The 18,526-nt window shown below is 73.2% G+C and carries 17 protein-coding genes; 2 read left to right on the forward strand and 15 right to left on the reverse strand.

Features of this window, described 5'->3' with window-relative positions; all coding sequences use genetic code 11:
• Nucleotides 1–55: 55 nt before the first annotated feature.
• On the reverse strand, nucleotides 56–520 hold the full coding sequence (locus BN6_RS16615; RefSeq protein ID WP_015100840.1) for a cupin domain-containing protein: 465 nt from the start codon (nucleotides 518–520) through the stop codon (nucleotides 56–58).
• A 327-nt stretch (nucleotides 521–847) separates the two neighbouring features.
• Nucleotides 848–1,621 carry a class I SAM-dependent methyltransferase gene (locus BN6_RS16620; protein ID WP_015100841.1) on the reverse strand — a complete coding sequence of 258 codons (774 nt, stop codon included), beginning with the start codon at nucleotides 1,619–1,621 and terminating at the stop codon, nucleotides 848–850.
• Between the two features lie 106 nt (nucleotides 1,622–1,727).
• Between BN6_RS16620 and BN6_RS16625 the strand changes: the two genes are divergently transcribed.
• Nucleotides 1,728–2,369 carry a hypothetical protein gene (locus BN6_RS16625; protein ID WP_015100842.1) on the forward strand — a complete coding sequence of 214 codons (642 nt, stop codon included), beginning with the start codon at nucleotides 1,728–1,730 and terminating at the stop codon, nucleotides 2,367–2,369.
• 13 nt (nucleotides 2,370–2,382) lie between these two features.
• Here BN6_RS16625 and BN6_RS16630 read toward each other — a convergent pair whose 3' ends face one another.
• The 13 genes from BN6_RS16630 to BN6_RS16690 form a co-directional block, all read right to left on the reverse strand.
• Nucleotides 2,383–3,411 (reverse strand): helix-turn-helix transcriptional regulator, encoded by a 1,029-nt coding sequence (locus BN6_RS16630; protein ID WP_015100843.1) that lies wholly within the window; start codon nucleotides 3,409–3,411, stop codon nucleotides 2,383–2,385.
• Nucleotides 3,412–3,544: 133 nt separating this feature from the next.
• Entirely contained in the window at nucleotides 3,545–3,925 is a 381-nt protein-coding gene (locus BN6_RS16635) for a hypothetical protein (RefSeq protein ID WP_015100844.1), read from the reverse strand.
• Complete coding sequence (locus BN6_RS16640; protein ID WP_015100845.1) at nucleotides 3,922–4,869, reverse strand: alpha/beta hydrolase; 948 nt, start codon at nucleotides 4,867–4,869, stop codon at nucleotides 3,922–3,924. Before BN6_RS16640 ends, BN6_RS16635 begins: the two co-directional genes overlap by 4 nt.
• Complete coding sequence (locus tag BN6_RS16645) at nucleotides 4,853–7,006, reverse strand: N,N-dimethylformamidase beta subunit family domain-containing protein (protein WP_015100846.1); 2,154 nt, start codon at nucleotides 7,004–7,006, stop codon at nucleotides 4,853–4,855. Before BN6_RS16645 ends, BN6_RS16640 begins: the two co-directional genes overlap by 17 nt.
• A gap of 1 nt (nucleotide 7,007) precedes the next feature.
• A complete protein-coding gene (locus BN6_RS16650) occupies nucleotides 7,008–7,736 on the reverse strand; it encodes an SDR family NAD(P)-dependent oxidoreductase (protein ID WP_015100847.1) in 729 nt (242 codons plus the stop codon).
• Entirely contained in the window at nucleotides 7,736–8,701 is a 966-nt protein-coding gene (locus BN6_RS16655; RefSeq protein WP_015100848.1) for a methyltransferase, read from the reverse strand. Before BN6_RS16655 ends, BN6_RS16650 begins: the two co-directional genes overlap by 1 nt.
• 11 nt (nucleotides 8,702–8,712) lie before the next feature.
• Complete coding sequence (locus tag BN6_RS16660; protein WP_015100849.1) at nucleotides 8,713–9,825, reverse strand: zinc-binding dehydrogenase; 1,113 nt, start codon at nucleotides 9,823–9,825, stop codon at nucleotides 8,713–8,715.
• On the reverse strand, nucleotides 9,826–10,239 hold the full coding sequence (locus BN6_RS16665) for a hypothetical protein (protein WP_041312971.1): 414 nt from the start codon (nucleotides 10,237–10,239) through the stop codon (nucleotides 9,826–9,828).
• Nucleotides 10,240–10,258: 19 nt separating this feature from the next.
• Complete coding sequence (locus BN6_RS16670; RefSeq protein WP_015100850.1) at nucleotides 10,259–11,125, reverse strand: branched-chain amino acid ABC transporter permease; 867 nt, start codon at nucleotides 11,123–11,125, stop codon at nucleotides 10,259–10,261.
• A 13-nt stretch (nucleotides 11,126–11,138) separates the two neighbouring features.
• Nucleotides 11,139–12,305 carry an ABC transporter substrate-binding protein gene (locus BN6_RS16675; RefSeq protein ID WP_015100851.1) on the reverse strand — a complete coding sequence of 389 codons (1,167 nt, stop codon included), beginning with the start codon at nucleotides 12,303–12,305 and terminating at the stop codon, nucleotides 11,139–11,141.
• Between the two features lie 31 nt (nucleotides 12,306–12,336).
• Nucleotides 12,337–14,073, reverse strand: coding sequence for a branched-chain amino acid ABC transporter ATP-binding protein/permease (locus BN6_RS16680; RefSeq protein ID WP_015100852.1), 1,737 nt, complete (start codon nucleotides 14,071–14,073; stop codon nucleotides 12,337–12,339).
• Nucleotides 14,074–14,075: 2 nt separating this feature from the next.
• Entirely contained in the window at nucleotides 14,076–14,789 is a 714-nt protein-coding gene (locus BN6_RS16685; protein WP_041317032.1) for an ABC transporter ATP-binding protein, read from the reverse strand.
• A gap of 553 nt (nucleotides 14,790–15,342) precedes the next feature.
• Complete coding sequence (locus BN6_RS16690; RefSeq protein WP_041312973.1) at nucleotides 15,343–17,247, reverse strand: primary-amine oxidase; 1,905 nt, start codon at nucleotides 17,245–17,247, stop codon at nucleotides 15,343–15,345.
• 142 nt (nucleotides 17,248–17,389) lie between these two features.
• Between BN6_RS16690 and BN6_RS16695 the strand changes: the two genes are divergently transcribed.
• On the forward strand, nucleotides 17,390–18,487 hold the full coding sequence (locus tag BN6_RS16695; RefSeq protein WP_041312976.1) for a class II histone deacetylase: 1,098 nt from the start codon (nucleotides 17,390–17,392) through the stop codon (nucleotides 18,485–18,487).
• Nucleotides 18,488–18,526: the final 39 nt, after the last annotated feature.

The raw sequence follows: 18,526 nt of genomic DNA on the forward strand, positions 1-18,526 counted from the left end.
CGGCGACGGTCGTTCGCCTATCCGTCCGATGTGGACAGAGACGGCGCGGTCGTACTCAGGCGGATGTTGGCTTGTCGAGGAAAACGACTCCGTAGCGGGCCGCGAGGTCGGTGTAGTGGAAGTCGTCGCGGGCGTCGTTCCGGCCGATCGACCGGAAGTAGCCTTCGATGGCGCCGGGGTTGTTCATGACCAGGATGTCCGCGACGTCGGTGATGCTCTGGAACGTGTGGGGGACGAGTCGGGGGCCGTAGACGTAGGCGCCGGGTTCGGCGTCGTGCACGTCGCAGTCGTCCAGCGAGTTCGAGCCCACCCAGAAGCGGACGCGGCCGGACAGGACGACCCAGCTCTCGTCCTCGCGGCTGTGGGTGTGCAGTGGTGGTGCGGTGCCGCGGCGCACGGTGAGGCGCATGACGCTGACCGCGCCGTGGGTTTCGGTGGTCGACACCACTTGTTCGATCACGTTGTCGTAGTAGTGGTACGTGTCGCCTTCGCCTGGGTTGCGCACCAGGGCGATGCTCATGTGAGGGTCCTTCGCGGTCGTGTTGCGCGAGAGTTGCCTGCGCGTCGACGTTCGTTGAAAACTCAACCACTGGGTTCTCTTGGCCGCAACCGGTGGGAGTGCTCCCTGATCCTGCCGGGGTGGTCCGGGTCGCGCCAGACGGCGTCGAAGTCCGGGGCGGCGTCGAAGGTCCCGCTGGTGCGGATCCAGTCGTTGACCACCTGACGCGCGCTTTCACCCTTCGGGGTGTAAAGCTTCGAGCCTTGTATGTCCACGGTGACGGCCCCCGGCCGACCGCCGGATGCGCGCCGCCGACCAGACCGGGCCCACCGGCTGCCCAGTCCTCGGTCAACTCCGTGCGAACGCGAGGAAGTGCGCGCTCCCGTTGATCATCAGCGGGTCGGTTTCGAGCAGGCGGGCGCAGCGCAGGGCCGACTCGACGTGGTCGTCGAAGCCGTCGATGCCGACCGCGTCGAGCGTCGGCCAGGCCGGCCCTTCCACGCCGTACACGATCGGGGCGCGGAAGCCGGCGGCCGATATCTCGTCGTGGAGTTCGTCGGCGGTGTGCCAGTGCGTTTCGGTGAATCCCACGTGCCCGTCGTACCGGCCGCTTGCGATCACCTTGCCCACCGGCCCGATCAGGGCGGGGCCGAGGTTGCCCGTCGTGCCGGTTTCCAGGGCCGACAGGTAGCGGCTGATGGCCGCTGCGACGAGCGTTCCGCCTGGGCGCAGGACTCGTCGTGCTTCGGCCAGCGCCTGTGCCCGGTCGGTCGGTGCGAGCAGGTGGTAGAGCGGCCCCATGAGCAGGACCGCGTCCACGGTGTCGGTGCGGACGGGCAGGTCGCGGGCGTCGCCGACGGACGCGGTGACGCCGGGCAGCCTTGACGCGGTGTCGACGTGGTCCGGCACGATGTCGATCAGGTGGACGTGGTGGCCGTCGGCGGCCGGCCACCGCGCGTGGACGCCGGTTCCTCCGCCCACGTCGAGCACGCGTGCGGGGCTGGTCATGTGTCGGCGGACCAGTTCTCGGGTGCGCAGGTGTTCCAGTCGTCCGTGCGGGGTGCGGTGCAGGCGGTCGGCTTCGTTGGGTGCGGTGGTGTAGTGGTGGGTCACATCGGTCATCGGGTGACGGTTCCGGGGGGGGGGGGGAGGTGTTGCCGGACAACGGGGTTTCCTGGCAGGCCGTACGATTCGGCGCACATCCGATCTTGAGGGGAAGTCGAGTCCTGTGCGAAGGATCGTCGTCGCGGTGTGCGCCGCGCTGGTCGTGGCCGGGTGTTCGGCCGAGGCGGAGACGGGCGCGGCGGCGGGTGGCGGGTCGTCGGCGCGGGCTGCCGCGCTGCCGGCGTTGGTGTTGCCCGACGACGTCACCGCCCCCAAGGGGTTGGTGCGGGACGGGGAGCCGGCCGCCGGCGTGCGGAAGCTGGTCGAGTGCCCGGACCTGGCTTCCGCCGGGCAGGCGACGGCCGGGGTCACCGCGAGGTGGACGTGGGCGAGGGGCGGTCGTGAGGTGACGATGACCCAGTACAACGCCGTCTACAGCGTCCCGGGCAAGGATGTCGTCAAGCAGGCCCGCGCGGCCTCCAACTGCCATCGGGCCGAGGAGAGCCTGCCGGCGGGGGAGGTGCCGACGGCCGATGAGTACCTGCACCTGAGCACCGGGTTCCCGACCACCGGGCGGGCCGTGGACGAGCGGTACGCCTACTGCGTGACCAATCCCGTGCGGCAGCACAGCACGTGTACCGGGTTGATGGCCAAGGGGGACAAGATCGTCCGGCTGACCGTGGACGGCAAGGGGGACCTGCGGGGGGTGGAGAGCCCGGCGATCGGGATGTTCGCGCAGGCGTTGGCCGACCGACTGGACGCTTGACGTGCCCCGGGCGTCACACCCAGTACGGGTCGGCGCCCCTGGTCAGTCTGGCCAGGGATCCGACGCCGGTCGACTCGGGCGAAGGCCGCACGAAGCCCGCGCGGGCCGCGATGCCGGCCGCTTCGCCGCGTGACGAGCAGTCGAGCTTGGTCAGCAGGCGCTCCACGTAGGTCTCCACGGTGCGCCGGCTGACCACCAGGCTCTCCGCGATCGCCTGGTTCGACAGGCCGGCGACCAGGCCGGTGGCGATGTCCAGCTCCCGCGCGGTCAGCCCGGACGGGTTCTCGAACGGCGCGCACGCCGCCACCACGCCGGTGCGGGGGCCGTCGACCACCCGGAGCAGCCGCACCCGGTACCAGCCGTCCTTCGCGGGCCACAGGAACGGCACGGTGCGCACGCCCAGCCCGGCGAACGACTCGGCCAGCGCCCGTAACGCCGGGTCGTGGGCGACCGGCGCGGGCGCGCGGCCGGTCACCGCGCCGTGCGCCGGGAACACCCAGCTGGCCGTCCACTCCGGATCGAACCACGCGTCGAACGTGGGGCAGTACAACGGGTCCACCCGGCGGGCCAGCGCGGAGCCGACCTGCGCGACGAACCCGCGCGCCTCCTCGCCGAACGCGCCGCGGACCGGGGCGTTCGCGTGCAGCACGCCGACGACCTGCCGGCTGCCGCTCATCCGCAGGGTGGCGGACAGGCCGTCCTCGAACCCGGCCGGGCGCAGCCGCTCCTGGTAGTGCGGCGAGTCGCGGAAGTTGTGCGGCATGTCGTCCATGAGCAGCGGCACGGGGGAGGCGAACAGCTGGCCGCCCCACCGGGTCCGGGGCAGTTCGTAGGCGAGTTCACGGCTGGTCGCCCGCTGGTAGCCGTCTTCGGCCATCACCACGAAGCCCCGCGTCACGGGGTCCCAGCCGGTCACCTGGACGGCGCAGAGGTCGGGCACCGCCATGCGGAGGGCGGCGAACACCTCGTCCCACTCGACGGCGGCACCGCTGCCGAGGGCGGAGCCGATGCGCACCGCCGAGGCCACTTTCGTGGTGTCCATCGTGTCTCCTCGGTCGGTGCACAACCTACGGTGCGTGACGTGATCACGACAATACCGTGTCACCCGCAGCGCACGACGGGGTGCACTGCGGGTCAACCGAGGTTCCCCGAGTGGCAATTCGCCTGACTTTATGTCACCCGAAAGTGTTGGCTACCTCCGATCGAGCCACAGGGTCGGCGGCGTCGGCGCGCGGCTCCGCACCGTGCGCGGCGGCCAGGTCGACGGCGGCCGGGTTCTGTCCCCACTGGCCCGGCCGGCGGGCACCGACCAGCGCACCGGGCCGCGCGGCCAGCAGGTGCGGGTCCGGCCGGGTGTCGGGCAGGTCGTCGAGCCACAGCTTCGCGGACAGCCGGTACTCGTCACGCGCGACGCCCGCCGCCTGCACGATCCGGCTGAACAGGACGTCGGTGTACGACTCGGGCACCGATCCGCCGCCGGCGGACCCGCCACGACTGGAGTGCCGGACGCCCGCCTCGGGCCGCCGGCCCCGATCCGCCGCCGGGGGGATCGTCACCGCACCGCCTCCTGCGCGAACGCGGCGCGCAGGGCGGCGGCGGCGCGGGCGTGCGCCGTGGCGGAGATGCTGAGCTGGTCGACCAGCAGCGCGAAGAAGCCGTGGATCTGGCCCTCGTAGCGGACCAGGGTGACCGGGACGCCCGCGTCCAGCAGCCGGTGGGCGTACTCCTCGCCCTCGTCGCGCAGCGGGTCGAACTCGGCGGTCATCACCAGCGCCGACGGCAACCCGCCCAGGTGCGACGCGGCCAGCGGGGCCAGGTACGGGTCGTCCAGGTCGGAGGGGTCGCGCGGGTACTGGGTGAAGAACCACTCCATGCTCTCGCGGTCGAGGAAGTGGCCCTCGCCGTAGTCCACGTAGGACGGCCGGTCGCCGGGCGGCGCGGTGACCGGGGCCGCCAGCAGTTGCAGCGAGAGGGGAGGGCCGTCGTGGTCGCGGGCCATCAGCGACACCACGGCGGCCAGGTTGCCGCCCGCGCTCTCGCCGCCGACCGCGATCCGGTCGTCCACCCCGATCAGCGCGCCGTGGTCGGCGACCCAGAGCAGCGCGGCGTAGGCGTCCTCGGCGGCGGCCGGGTAGCGGTGCTCGGGGGCCAGCCGGTAGTCCACGGAGACCACCACCATGCCCACCGCGTTGCACAGCACCCGGCAGGTGCTGTCGTTCTCGTCCAGCGACCCGATCACCCAGCCGCCGCCGTGGAACCACACCAGCGCCGGGAACGGGCCGTCGCCGTGCGGGGTGTAGACCCGCACCGGGATGTCGCCCGCCGGGCCGGGGATGGTCCGGTCCTCGACCTTGTCGACCGGCTCCGGGTGGGGTGAGGGCTGCCAGGACTTGGCGAACGCGGCGCGCATCTCGGCGGGCGAGGTCCCGTCGAGCGGCAGCAGGCCGCCCTGGGCGTCGGTCGCGTCGATCACCGCACGTGCTTCAGGGTGCAGCGGCATCGGGGTCGTCCTCCGTGTCCGGTCCCGCGCCGAAGCGCCGCAGCACGGCGGCGGTCAGCCGGGAGACGTCGTTGTCGTCCTTGTCGTGCGACAGCGCGCCGCACCAGCCGATCGAGCCGGTGGCGAACACCGCGCCGCCACCGGGGGCGTCGAGCAGCGTCAGGTCGGCGCGGCGGCGGTCCAGCGGGTCGCCCAGCGGGTGCGGGGTGGTGGGGCCGGTGTCGGCCTGGACGTACGCCTCGCCGAGCGTCGCGCGGCCCAGCAGCACGACGTTCGGCGGACTGCCCAGCAGCGGATCGATGCCGTCGGTCTCGAACGAGGCCGCGTGGCCCTGCACCGCGCCGAACCCGCCCAGCGGCGAGGACAGCCCGACCAGCAGCGGGTGCGGACCCGCCAGGTCGTACGCGCCGCCGCCGTGCAGGCCGGCGGCGGTGGTGCCGATGCCGAACAGCCGGTGCGGGGCGCGGCCGCGCTCCTGCCACAGCCCGCCCGGCTCGCCGGTCGACGACAGGTGCAGCTCGCCCGGCTCGGACTCCCACATCCGCACGCCGGCGTAGCCGCGCCGCAGCTCCGCCAGGTGCGGCTGCTTCGGGTGGATCGCGGTCACCCAGTAGGCGCCGTTGCCGCCCAGGTAGCCGAGGTTCCCGCCGCCGCCCAGGTAGCGCTGCGCGGCGTCGAGCATCGCCCCGGTCCAGTACTCCGGGTGGCTGCCGGTGACCACCGCCCGGTAGCCCTCCAGCGCGGCCGCGCCGTCGGCGTGCAGGTCGTGGTCGGTCAGCACGTCGAACGCGAAGCCCTGCCGGCGCAGCCAGCCGACCAGGTGCAGGTCCTCGCTGTACTGGTGCGGCCCGCCCGCGTGCCGGAACACGTGGTCGTCGCGCACGCCCAGCAGCGGCCGGCGCAGCGACGCGATGGCGGTGCCGCTGCCGTCACGGTGCCGGTCGTACAGGCTGTGCAGGTGGTTGTCCCGGGCGAACGGGGCCGCCACCTCCGCCGGGTCCTCCGGCAGGAACGGCATGTGCACGTGCTCCAGCGCGTAGGCCAGGTAGCTCAACGTCGGCACCAGGAACGCCAGCCGCGCGGTGGGCCTGGTCGGCCGGACGAAGAACGGCAGCCGGTCCACGCCCAGCTCCGTCGCCAGCTCCACCGCGTAGCAGCCGCTGGGCAGGTCGTCGGGCAGCGCGAACTCCAGCACCGGGTCCCAGCCGCAGTCGGCCAGGTCGTCGGAGTGGAAGTGCACCGCCGAGTAGCCCCGGTCGGCGAACCGCCAGTCCAGCACCTCGCCGGTCCAGTCGTGCCCGGTCACCCCGCGCAGCGGCTGGTTGTGCAGCGCGCCGTGCCGCCCGTCGACCAGGTCCAGCAGGGTGTCGCCGCCGATGCCGTGGGACAGCTCCCAGTGCGCCCGCGCGCCCAGGTGCCACGCCGAGCGGGTGTCGGCGACCAGCCAGTCCAGTTCGGTGCGCAGGTCGGCGAACACCGTCGGCCCGTCCAGCTTGCCGTCGAAGTGGCCGCCGACCCGCCCGCCGACCCGGCGCGCGGCGAACAGCAGCGAGGCCGCGCCCGCCACCAGCGGACCGGTCGGCGGCACGGTGACCACGACGCCGGCCTCGTCGGCGAGCCGGTCGCGCGGCCGGACCTCGATCCGCGCGCCCGCCTCGCCGTAGCCGCCGACGACCAGGTACCAGCGGCGCAGGCGCAGCACCGGGCCGCGCACCGAGACGACACCGCCCGCCGTGCGCACGGCGAACTCCGGCGTGCCGTCGGCCCGCAGCGCCAGTTCGGCGAACGGCCCGTCGTCGGGGTCGCCCTGGCTCATCAGGCCCGCCCGGCCGGCCGGGAACGCCGTCGGCCACACCCACACCGCGAACGACACCGCCGCGCCGAGCACCGGCGGACGCGACACCAGCCCGTACGAGCCGTGGTCGAAGTCCTGGCGCGGCACCGAGACCCGGGCCGGGACGTCGACGTCCACGGGCGTGCGGACCGGCGCGTTCCCGTCGTGGTCCACCCGCAGCACGCGCACCCGCGCGTCCGAGGTGGACGCGCTGGCGTGCACCGACACCCGTTCGCCCGGCCGGTAGTCCAACCGGTCGGTGTAGCCCACGACGGGCGCACGGGTGTGGTCGACGGGTGCCATGTCAGCCCCTCAAGAGCTGGCCGCCGTCGATCGGCAGCACGGTGCCGGTGATGTGCCGCGCCTCCAACGACGCCAGCAGCAGCACGGTCGGCACCAGGTCGTCGGTGTTCGCGATGCGCCCCAGCGGGATTCGTTCCAGCCACGGCGCGCGCGCCGCCGGGTCCGCCATGGAGGAAGCGGTCAGCGGCGTCTCCACCGGGCCCGGCGCGACCGCGTTGACCCGGATCCCGTACGGGGCCAGTTCCAGCGCCGCCGAGCGGGTCAGCGCGTTCATCGCCGCCTTGGTGGCCTCGTAGTGCCCCAGGCCCACGGTCGGCTGCATCGCGCCCGCCGAGCTGATGTGCACGATCGAGCCGCCGCGCCGGGCCGTGATCATCGCCTCGCCGACCACCTGGGTGATCAGGAACGTGCCGCGCACGTTCACCGCCAGCACCGCGTCCAGCGCCTCCACCGGCAGCGACATCAGCGGGGCCGCGCCGCCGACCACGCCCGCCGCGTGCACCAGCACGTCGATGGGGCCTAATTCGGCGACTGTCTTCGCGACGCCCGTGCGCACCGAGTACTCGTCGCGCACGTCCATGTGCACCCCGAGCCCGCCGAACTCCTCCGCGGTGCGGGCCAGACCCACCGCGTCCACGTCCGCCACCGCGACCCGGTGCCCCCGGCCGGCCAGCGCCGCCGCGATCGCGCCGCCGATGCCGCCCGCCCCTCCCGTGACCAGCGCGACCATCACACGGCCTCGGCGATCACGACGCGCGGGCTGCCCGGCAGCGGCCGGGTCTCCAACACCTGCCAGCCGGTCGCGGCCAGCCAGTCGTGCACCTCGTTCTGCGGGTGCACCACGGTGCCGTCGATGACCAGGTACTCGCCGGCCATCACCGGGTCCAGCCGGCGGCCGTCCGCGCCGTCGAGCAGGAAGTCCAGCACCAGCAGCGTCGCACCGGGGTCGACCACGCCGCGCGCGGCGCGCAGGATGGTCTGGTTCTGCTCGGCGTCGAAGCGGTGCACCACGTGCTCCAGCAGCACCGCGTCGTACCGGCCGGGCACCTCGTCGGTGAGCGGATCGGCCTCGTGGAAGGAGATCCGGTCGGCCACCGCGGGGTCGACCGAGCCCCGGGCGGGCTCCACGAACTCCCGGGTGCCGACGAACGTGCCGGTGAGCCCGGGGTTGCGCTTGGCGGCCTCGCCGAGGAACGCGGCCGAGAGCCCGCCCAGGTCGAGCACGTCGTGGTGCCGCGAGAAGTCGTAGTTCTCGGCGAGCATGACCGCGTGCAGCGCGTTGTAGGTCTGCACGCCGTTCATGAACACGCCCATCCGGGCCTCGTCCAGCTCGAACGGGCCGGGTCGCGCGGAGCGCATGGACGAGGTGTAGTGCAGCCAGTGCGGGTAGCTCAGGGCGTCCCAGAAGGCCAGGTGCGGGCGCAGGTCGAGCCCGCCCTGCCCGGCCAGGTAGGCCTCGGTCACCGGGGTGTTGGCGTACTTGCCGTCGCGGTGCTCCAGCAGGCCCAGGCCCACCATCGCATCGCCCAGGATGCGCGCCGAGCGCTCCGGCAGCTCGGCGCGCTCGGCCAGTTCCAGGCAGCTCGCCGGACCCAGGGCCAGGGCGCTGAACACCCCGAGCTCGCTGGCCGCGAACAGCTGCTTGGCGGCCATGTACCCGGTCGCGACGGTGACCAGGGCGGTGGGATCGGTCATCGCGGTTCCTCCTAGTCCAGTCCGGGGTCGACGACGGCCTTGATCGCGGCCATCGACTCCATGTCACGGATCGCCCGCTCCGCGCCCGACAGCCCGACGGCCGGGGAGAACATGGCGTCCCACTCGAAGCGGTCGGCGAACGCCGACAGGAAGCGCAGCGCGCGGGCCAGGTCGCCCACGTCGCCGTTGAGCGAGCCCACGACGGTGATCTCGCGGCCCATCACCACGTCCATCGGCACCGGCGCGGCCTGCGGGCCCGCGATGCCGACCACCACGTGCGTGCCGCGCTTGCCGCACATCAGCACGCCCTCGCGGTTGGCCGTGGGGGCACCGGCGAAGTCCAGCACCAGGTCCGCGCCCAGCGCGCCGGTCAGCTCCTCGACCTGGGCGACCCGCTCGTCCGGGTCGGTCACGTCGGTGACGTCGATGGTGGCGTCCGCGCCGAACTTCGCGGCCAGCGCCAGCCGGTTGGGCGGGCCGCCCAGGGTGATCACCTGGCCCGCGCCCGCCGCGCGGGCGAACGCGGTGGCGACCAGGCCGAGCGGACCCGAGCCCTGCACGGCCACCGTGCTGCCCGGTCGGACGCCGCCGGCGTTGGCGAACGCGCGCACCACCGTCTTGACCGCGCACCCGGCCGCGGCGGCCCAGGTGTCGGGCAGGTCGGCGGGCAGGACGATCCGGTGCGCGCCCGGCGCGAGGTAGACGTACTCGGCCAGCCCGCCGATGGCGTAGGGCCAGCGGTCCGAGCGCTGGCCGAACCCGTAGCCCCGGTTGTCGCACAGCACCGGCTCGCGCAGCACCGTGCAGCCCTGGCAGTGCCCGCACACCGACTCCGACCAGACCACCCGGCTGCCGATCTCGACCGGCTTGCCGCAGGCGTCCCGGCCGGAGTGCGCGCTCAGCGCCACGACCTCGCCGGTCATCTCGTGGCCGAGGATGATCGGCAGCGGGACGAACGGCATGGCGCCGGCCCAGATGTGGGCGTCGGTCCCGCACAGCGTGGTGCTGGTGATCCGGACGATCGCCGACCCGGCCGGCAGCTCCTTGGGCAGCGGCACCTCGGTGAGCTCCAGCGGCGCGTTGAAGTCGCGCAGCACCGCCGCTCGGGTCGCGGTGGGGTGCATCTACGCCTCCCGGCTGTTCTGGTCGGTCGGGGCGGACAGCCGCGCCGCCCGCTCGGCGAGCGCGCGGGCCAGGAAGGGGTGCGGGCCCTCGGCGGGGAAGTCGTGCCCGGCGGGCAGCGCGGGGTCGAACCACCCGTCGCCGGGCGGCCCCGGGTCCGGCCTGGCCGCCACGGCGCAGTCCGTCCCGGCCACGGCACCGCCAGTCCCGACCACGGCACCGCCAGTCCCGGACCCGGCACCGCCGGACCCGGCCACGGCGCGGTCGGACCCGGTCAGGGCGGGCAGCCGGACCGCGCCGGCGGACTCCGGCGGCACGAAGGGGAGCGCGGTGTCGAACCACCCGTCGTGCGCGCCGGAAGGCCCGCCGGCCGCCCCGGCGGGCGTCGGCGGGCGCGAGTCGTCAGAGCGGGTCATGCAACCCCCTTCGGTCCGGTCAGGCCATGGAGTCCCACCGGTCCCGGCGACGCGTCCACACCAGGACGACGAGGATCACCAGGAACGGCAGGACGCCGCGGTACTGCTGGAGGGCGACGACGGTGCTGGCCAGGCCCTGGAGCACGCCCAGGGCCACGCCGCCGACGAACGTCCACGCGAAGCTGCGGAACCCGCCGACCAGCGCGGCGGCCAGCGCCGGCGCGATCAGCAGGGCCTGCGAGCCGAAGTCGCTGGCCAGCTGGGGAGCCACGATCATGATCCCCAGGGCGCTGGCCGCGCCCGCGACGCCCCACACCACCATCGACAGCCGGGGCACCCGGATGCCGATCAGCTCGGCGGTGGTCGGCCGCTCGGACAGCGCGCGCAGCAGCAGGCCGACCCGCGTGCGCTTGAGCAGCACGGTGGGCAGCACGGCGAACAGGACCGCGAGGATCATGGTGACCACCGCGGTCCACGTCACCACCACGCCGCCGACCGTGACCGCCGGGCTGTCGAACGGGCTGGGGAACCGGTGCGGGTGCTGTGCGCCGAACAACCGCAACCCCACCGCGACGAGCCCGGTGAAGGTCGCGATGGTCACCGCGGCCTTCACCCCTTCGCCCGCCTCGGAGAACCAGCGGACCATCACCGCGCCGAGCCCCATGTGCAGCGCCGCCGACGTCGCCAGCCCGCACGCGATCGCCAGGAACAGGGGCAGGCCCGCCTCGTGCAGCACGACCATGGCGAACGCCCCGAAGGCGCCCACGGCGGCCTGCGCGAAGTTGACCACGGCGACGAGGCGGTAGGTGAGCAGCGTGGACAGCCCCATCAGGGCATAGGCCCCGCCGGTGACCAGTCCCGCGATGGCCGCGGACAGTTGCAGCACAGCAGCCTCCGGGTCAGGCGTTGGGCACGGTGATGAACGTGTCGTCCACCACGACCCACCGCAGGCCGGTCAGGCGGACGATCTTGGACGCCTGGTTGGGGGCGTGGCTCTCGCCGGGGCCGAACTCCCACGGGGTGCCCAGCATCGGGTCCTCGATCGGGGTCATGTCGCGCAGCGCCGCGCCGACCGAGTCGCGGGTGACCTCGCCCTTGATCGACTTGAGCACCTCGACGGTGAACTTCGCGGCCAGGTAGCCGCCCTGGGAGAACGCGGTGGCCTGCGCGTCGCCGCGGCTGACCGCGCTGCGCCAGCCCTTGTTGGCCAGGCTGTCGGAGGTGAACGGCTCGAACTCGCTGCCCGCGTAGACGTTGAGCCCGAGCCCGCCGACGGCCTTGGCGACGCTGTCGGTGTAGGCGGGGGCCAGCAGCAGGAAGTCGACGTCGTCCATGCCCTGGGTCTTGGCCGCCTGGAGCCACGGCACGACGAGCTGCTCGGCCGGGTTGAACAGGATGGCGTCGCAGCGCTCCTGCTTGGCCCGCAGCAGGTACGGCGTGAGGTCGCCGCTCTGCTGCACGGTCTGGTCGTCGATCACCAGCCGCTGGCCGCTGAGCTTCTCCCAGCGGGCCAGGGCTTCCTTGACCGCGTCCTCGGAACCGGGCAGCACGACGGTGAAGTTGCAGACCCGCTTGTCGCCGAGCTTCTGCGTGGCGTGCAGCAGGACGGCGGTCATGAGAGTGAACGGGCCGACGTTGACCGGCGCGATGTTGGGGCTCTGGAAGCACTTCGGGGTGGCCGCCACCGCCATCACCGAGTTGAGCCTGGACTGGCGGTAGAACCCGTCGTTGACGTCGCAGTCGGTGAAGCTGGACGAGCCCACCATCGCCACCACGCCCGCGTCGGCGAGCTCGCGGGCGACCTGGGCGCTGCGCTGGGGGTTGCCCGCGTCGTCCTTGACGATGTACTCGATCTTCTTCCCGTTGATGCCGCCCGCCTCGTTGGCGTCGTCGAAGACGCGCTGGGCGGTCTTGGGCACCTCCGCGGTGATGAACTGGCCGGTGAGTCCGGCGACGGCACCGATCTTGATGGTGTCGCCACCGCCGCCGGCACCACAGCCGGCCAGCGCAGACGCCGTCAGGGCGGCCGCGAACAACACGGCTCCCGCCTTGAGGTGCTTGCTCATCGAGGTTGTTTCCTTTCGGGGAACGGTCGGATCAGTGGGCTGCGGAACCCAGGTAGGCGGCGATGACCGCCGGGTCGGCCAGGACCTCGTCCGGCGGACCGAAGGCGATGACCCGGCCGAAGTCCAGCACCACGACGGAGTCGCAGGTGGACCGGACGAGTTCGATGTCGTGCTCGACCAGCAGCACGGCGGTGCCGAACCGCTCGGGGATCTCGGCGAGCCGGCGCTGCAGCAGCTCGGTCTCGGTGCCGGAGTGCCCCGCGGCGGGTTCGTCCAGCAGCAGCACGGGCGGCCGCCCGGCGGCCAGGCCCGCGACCTCCAGCAGCCGGCGGGTGGCCACGTCGACGGTGTCGATCGGCACGTCGGCGGCCGGGCACTCGAACAGCGCCAGCTGCTCGTCGAGCTCCTCGCCGGACAGCGTCCGGCCGGCCGCGACCTGCACGAACATCCCCACGGTGAGCTGCTCGGGCACCCGGAGCTGCTGGAAGCTGCGGCGCAGCCCGAGCCGGGCGCGGCGGTGCGCCGCGACGCCGTCCACGCGGCGGCCGTTGAGCAGCACCTGCCCGCTGTAGTCGGCGGTGAACCCGGTGACGGCGTTGATCAGGGTCGACTTGCCCGCGCCGTTCGGGCCGACCAGGCCGACCACGTGACCCCTGGGCACGACCAGGCTGACGCCGTCGACCGCCGTCAGCGCGCCGAACCGCACGCGCAGGTCGCGCACCTCCAGGGCGGGCGTGGCGTCGGCGGTGTCCCGCGGGGCGCGCAGCCGCAGCGGCACGATCGGCTTGGGGTTGGCGTGCGGGATCGGCAGCGACCCGCGCCGGGCGGCCTTCTTGCGCCGCCGGCCCGCCCGGATCAGGTCGGTCTGGCTGCCGCCCAGGCGCAGCACCTGCACCGCGCCGACCGCGAAGAACAGCACCGCGAGGTCCTGCGGGACGCCCAGCGCGTCGAGGAGCACCGGGAACAGCGCGCCCATCAGGCCGCCCGCGATCGCGCCCTCGATGTTGTTGGTGCCCACGAACAGGGCGATGGCGAAGAACGACACGGACGCGAACGCGGCGAAGTTGCCCGCCGTCACGATGCCGAGCTGCCCGGCCATCAGCCCGCCGCCGACGCCGGCCACGAACGCGCTCAGGGCGAACGCCGTCAGCTTGCCCTTGGCGACGCTGATGCCGTGCGCGGCGGCCGCCCGCTCGGAGTGCCGGATCTCCACCAGCGCGCCGCCGGTCCGGGTGCGGTCCAGCTGCCGCAGTCCGATGAAGATCACCGTCACCACGATGACGGTGAACACGAAGTACTCGCTGTCGGTGGTGAAGCCCGCGGGGCGCTGGACGAAGTTGTAGTTGCCCTGGCCGGGGTAGGGGATGCCGGTGAACACCACGTCGAGCGCCAGGGCGAAGGCGAACGTGGCCACCGCCAGGTTCACCCCGCGCAGCCGCAGCGCGGGCAGGCCGATCAGCACGCCCGCCACCGTCGCGGCCAGGCCGCCCAGCAGCAGCCAGACGTAGAACCCGCCGGGCAGCCCGGCGACGTTCGCCCAGCCGACCACCCACGCGCCGATCGCGGCGAAGCTCAGCTGGCACAGCGAGATCACGCCGGCCCGGCCGGTGATCAGGCCGTAGCTCTGCATGAACACCGTCGACACGGCCGCGCCGGTCAGCAGGAACGTGAAGTGGTTGTTGGCCAGTCCCGCGCCGGCCGCGGCCACCACCGCGGCGAGCAGCAGACCGAGCACCAGCGGGTGCGGCTTGCGCCGAAGGACGTCCACGCTCAGACTCCGCTCTGGGTGTGGGCGTCGCCCAGGTACAGCGCCCGCAGGTAGCCCTCGTCGTGGCGCAGCCGCCGGCCGTCGCCGGAGTACACGATCCCGCCACGGGCCATCACGTAGGCGCGGTCGGCGATGCCCAGGGCCAGCGCGGCGAACTGCTCGACCAGCAGCACGCCGACGCCGCCGTCGGCGAGCCTGCGCACCGCGTGCGCCAGCCGGGCCACCACGATCGGCGCCAGCCCCAGCGACATCTCGTCGATCAGCAGCACCTTGGGCCGGCCCAGCAGGGCCCGGCCGACGACCAGCATCTGCTGCTCGCCGCCGGAGAGCAGCCCGGCGCGGGCGTGCAGCTGCTTGCGCAGCTCGGGGAACAGGTCGAGCACCCGGTCCGGGGTGTCGTCGTGCCGGCACGCGGCGCGGAGGTTGTCCAGCACGGACATCTCGCGGAACACCGTGCGGTTCTGCTCGACGTGCGCGAGCCCGGCCCGCGCGCGCCGCCACGCCCGCAGCTTCTCGACCCGCTGCTCGCCGAGCCGGATCCGGCCGGAGGCGATCGGGACGGCCCCGGAGACGCCCTCCAGCAAGGTGGTCTTGCCCGCGCCGTTGGCGCCGAGCAGGACGGTCACCGAGCCGCGGTCCACCCGCAGCGACACACCCCGCACGATGGTCAGCCCGGACCTGTCGACCGTCACGTCCTCGAGGGACAGCACACTCACCGAATCCACCGTCCTGTCGATCCTCCGGAGTGCGGTGCCGCGCGAGTGCGATCTCTCCGGGGTGGTCGGGTCAGAGTGGTCCCGGAGCCCGCGCCGGCCGGTCCGTAGAAATACGGAACCCCCTGTTCGGCAAAGGCGAGGGGTGTTCTGCGGAGATGCTGTCGGACCGCTGTCGGCGGCGCTTCCGCGCCGGTCAGGGGTGGGGTCGCCGGCTATTCTCCGGAATGGACCCGGACAATGGCACGGCCGGTCCGCTGTGCACGATTTGGTAACGCCGGAGTCACTCTCCGGACATGCCCGTGCATATGCACCGTCGCTCGCCGTTCACGGACCCCGCCACGCGGGCCGCTCCGGCGTCCGGCGCAACCGGCGGCGGGACCGGTCGGCGGAAGTGGTCTGGACCTGCGGGCGGAGCCGGCCGGCCGGCGGGCCGCCGCGCGAAGGGGTGCGGCGGACGGTCCCCGGCGGGGTCCGCCGAAACCCGAAGCCCCCGATGCCTGCGCGGCGCATCGGGGGCTTCAGGGCCGGTTCGCCGACCGGTCCGGGGCGGATTTCAGTGGGCGCAGTGGCATTGCCCCGGCGGGCAGTGCGAGCACGCCGCGAAATCCGGCAGGTCGAGCGTGGGATTGCGGTCCAGGAATCCCAGCGGCTTGAACATGAATCCGCTGTAATCGACCGGCATGACCGGCCAGTCCTCCGGGCGGGGCAGGTGGGTGGGGCCGAAAACGTGCCAGAGCACGACGTCCTCGTCCACCAGCGGGCGGTCCTGCGCGGCCCAGGCCGGCAGCCCCGCGCCACCGGGGTGCTGGTCGGGGTACTCGCCCGCCGGGTAGCGCTCGTCCTCGTGGAAGCGGGTCACCCACAGGTGTCGGGACGCGAACCCGGCGCGGGCCGCGATCGTCGAGTCCGGCTGCGCGAGCAGCGTCGGACCGGGCTTGGGCACGAGCTGGTAGGCGCGCGGCTTGCCCACCCGGTTCACCTCGTCGGAACTGCTGACCACCCACGTGCGGCCGCGCAGCGGGTCGGCCAGGCGACTCGCGGTCGACTCGCGGTCGAGCACGGTCGTCGTGGTGGTGAAGGCGTTGCCGCGCGGGTTGTCCGGCCCGGTCGGGACGCCGACGAAGTCGACCTCCTCCACCGTGTTGGCCGGGCCCGCGATCTCGGTGTCCAGCCGCGCGCAGAACAGGTGCTGGTGCACCGGGGCCATCAGGCCGGGGGCGATCTCCGAGCCGTACGGGTTCTCGCCGCCCGCGCCGCAGAACACCACGCCGGTCGCCTTGGCCTCCAGCTCGATCGTGCCGTCGAGGTAGAAGTACCAGAAGAAGCCGTAGTCGTAGTTGCCGATGGTGCTGAACGAGGACACCACCAGCCGGCGCGAGCGCCGCACGTCCGACGCCCCGGTGAGGATGTTGGTGTGCTTCCACTGCACGCCGTAGTCCTCCTCGTGCATGCAGATCGCCTGGGGGATGGCCACCGGGTGGCCGTGGTCGTCGGCGAGCACGGCGTCGAAGTAGTGGATGACGCCCAGGCAGTCGCAGCCCAGCCGCAGCGAGTTCGCGTTCTTGCCCAGCAGGTACTCGCCCGCGTCGAAGTAGCTGATCCAGTTCCGCCACGGCGCGGGGTCGCCGTAGGGCACCACCATCTCCGCCATCGACGCCCGGTGCAGCACCGGGTCGCCGCCGAACGAGATCCGGTGCAGGGTCAGCCCCTCGCGGGCGTTGAACCCGATCCGCAGCTTCCAACCCTCCCAGCTCACCTCGTGGCCCTCGACGGTGAAGCTGACGCCCTCGGGCTGGGTGATGGAGATCGGCTTGAGCGTGGTGCGGGCCGGCTCGCCGGTGTAGTTGCCGTGCTCCACCGGCGTGGGGACGTCGCCCTCGTCGGTCACCGCCAGCACCTCGTTGGCGATCAGGTCCACCTCGCAGAGCAGACCCTCGACCGGGTGTGCCCACGGGCTGTCGTCCACGTGGTCGCGCAGGAACGTCAACGCCCGCAGCACGCGCCGCTCGCGCAGCAGCGGCTCGTCGAAGAAACCGGGGGACAACGGGCCGATGAAGGTCAGCGACCAGTCCTCGACGCCACGTCGGCGCATCGCCGCCTGCCAGCGCGGGTCGGCCTTGACCAGCTCGGCGCTGCGGTCGTACTCCTCGAACAGGATCGCGGGCTGGCCGTCCTTGGCCGGCTCCAGCTCGCGGGAGGACTCCACCACGCCCTCGGTCGCGTTCACCACGACCTCGGTCGCGACACCGGTCGCGGTGTCCAGCAGCACGGCCCGCGCCCGGCGGGCGACCACATCACCCGACCGGTGGGCCCGCACCGCGTCCTTGGCCGGTTCCACCGGCAGGACGCTGGGGAACCGGGTGGTCTCACCGACCTTCCCCGCGCGCACGAGAACGTCCCTGACCTGGGCGATCTCGTCGGCGGTGAACGGGTCGAGCGGATGGGGGCTGTGGGTCATGCCCCGAGTATTCGCCCTCGCGCGCGGAGAACGCTTGGCGTGCGGCGTACCGGACTTGCTCGCCGGCGCACGTTCGCCGGCAGTCAACGGCCGGGCACTGGCGGACAAGACGGCCCACCGCCGCCCGAGGACCATCGCCCCCATGACGACCGGCTACGTCTACCACGAATTATACGGGTGGCACGACACCGGAACCCACGCGAGCCTCGCGCCCGCGGACCCGCGTCGCGGCATCCAGCCGTTCCACCACCTGGAAAACCCCGAAGCCAAGCGGCGGGTGCACGAGCTGCTGGTGGTGACCGGCCTGATCGACCGGTTGACCCGGCTCACCCCGCGCCCCGCCACCGACGAGGAGATCCTGCTCGTGCACACCCCGGGCCACCTGGCCCGGCTGACCAAGGCCAACGACACCGGCGGCGACGGCGGCGACGGCAGCACCCCGTTCGGCCGGGGTGGACTCGACATCGCCCGACTGGCCGCCGGCGGCGCGATCCGCGCCGCGGAGGCCGTGCTGGAGGGCAAGGTGGACAACGCCTACGCCCTGGTCCGCCCGCCGGGCCACCACGCGGTACCCGACTCCGGCATGGGTTTCTGCATGCTGGCCAACATCGCCATCGCCCTGCGCGCCGTGCGGCGGACGCACAACGTGGCGCGGGTCGCGGTGGTGGACATCGACGTGCACCACGGCAACGGCACCCAGACGGTGTTCTGGGAAGACCCGAACGTGCTCGCGCTGTCCCTGCACCAGGACCGGTTCTTCCCGCCGAACTCCGGGTTCGTCACCGAGCGCGGTGCGGGCGCGGGCTTCGGCTACACGCTCAACCTGCCGCTGCCACCGGGCACCGGCACGGGTGGCTACCTGGAGGCGACCCGCCGGGTGGTGCTGCCCGCGCTGCGCCGGTTCAAGCCCGACCTGATCGTGGTGGCGGCGGGGTTCGACGCCAACGCCCTGGACCCGCTGGGGCGGATGATGCTCACCCCGCGCGCGTACCGCGAGATGGCCCGGATGGTGCTCGACGCGGCGGCCGACCTGTGCGACGGGCGGGTGCTCTGCGTGCACGAGGGCGGCTACGCGGCGGCCTACGTGCCGTTCTGCGCGAACGCCGTGATCGAGGTGCTGGCGGGCGTCACCGAGCCGTTCAGGGAACCGTTCTCGTTCGACAACATGGGTCAGCAGGAGCTCCAACCGCACCAGGACGCCGCGATCAAGGCCACCGAGGCCCTGCTCGGCGACATCTGACTCCGGTCCGGCCGTCGCGCCCCGGCGGCCGGGCCGGGC

Source organism: Saccharothrix espanaensis DSM 44229 (assembly GCF_000328705.1).
Classification (GTDB): Bacteria; Actinomycetota; Actinomycetes; order Mycobacteriales; family Pseudonocardiaceae; genus Actinosynnema; species Actinosynnema espanaense.

What these genes read in the sequence shown, in the direction of transcription:
- BN6_RS16615 (WP_015100840.1), bottom strand. Translation starts at nt 520, where the DNA reads ATGAGCATCGCCCTGGTGCGCAACCCAGGCGAAGGCGACACGTACCAC.
- BN6_RS16620 (WP_015100841.1), bottom strand. Translation starts at nt 1,621, where the DNA reads ATGACCGATGTGACCCACCACTACACCACCGCACCCAACGAAGCCGAC.
- BN6_RS16630 (WP_015100843.1), bottom strand. Translation starts at nt 3,411, where the DNA reads ATGGACACCACGAAAGTGGCCTCGGCGGTGCGCATCGGCTCCGCCCTC.
- BN6_RS16640 (WP_015100845.1), bottom strand. Translation starts at nt 4,869, where the DNA reads ATGCCGCTGCACCCTGAAGCACGTGCGGTGATCGACGCGACCGACGCC.
- BN6_RS16645 (WP_015100846.1), bottom strand. Translation starts at nt 7,006, where the DNA reads ATGGCACCCGTCGACCACACCCGTGCGCCCGTCGTGGGCTACACCGAC.
- BN6_RS16650 (WP_015100847.1), bottom strand. Translation starts at nt 7,736, where the DNA reads ATGGTCGCGCTGGTCACGGGAGGGGCGGGCGGCATCGGCGGCGCGATC.
- BN6_RS16655 (WP_015100848.1), bottom strand. Translation starts at nt 8,701, where the DNA reads ATGACCGATCCCACCGCCCTGGTCACCGTCGCGACCGGGTACATGGCC.
- BN6_RS16660 (WP_015100849.1), bottom strand. Translation starts at nt 9,825, where the DNA reads ATGCACCCCACCGCGACCCGAGCGGCGGTGCTGCGCGACTTCAACGCG.
- BN6_RS16665 (WP_041312971.1), bottom strand. Translation starts at nt 10,239, where the DNA reads ATGACCCGCTCTGACGACTCGCGCCCGCCGACGCCCGCCGGGGCGGCC.
- BN6_RS16675 (WP_015100851.1), bottom strand. Translation starts at nt 12,305, where the DNA reads ATGAGCAAGCACCTCAAGGCGGGAGCCGTGTTGTTCGCGGCCGCCCTG.
- BN6_RS16690 (WP_041312973.1), bottom strand. Translation starts at nt 17,247, where the DNA reads ATGACCCACAGCCCCCATCCGCTCGACCCGTTCACCGCCGACGAGATC.
- BN6_RS16695 (WP_041312976.1), top strand. Translation starts at nt 17,390, where the DNA reads ATGACGACCGGCTACGTCTACCACGAATTATACGGGTGGCACGACACC.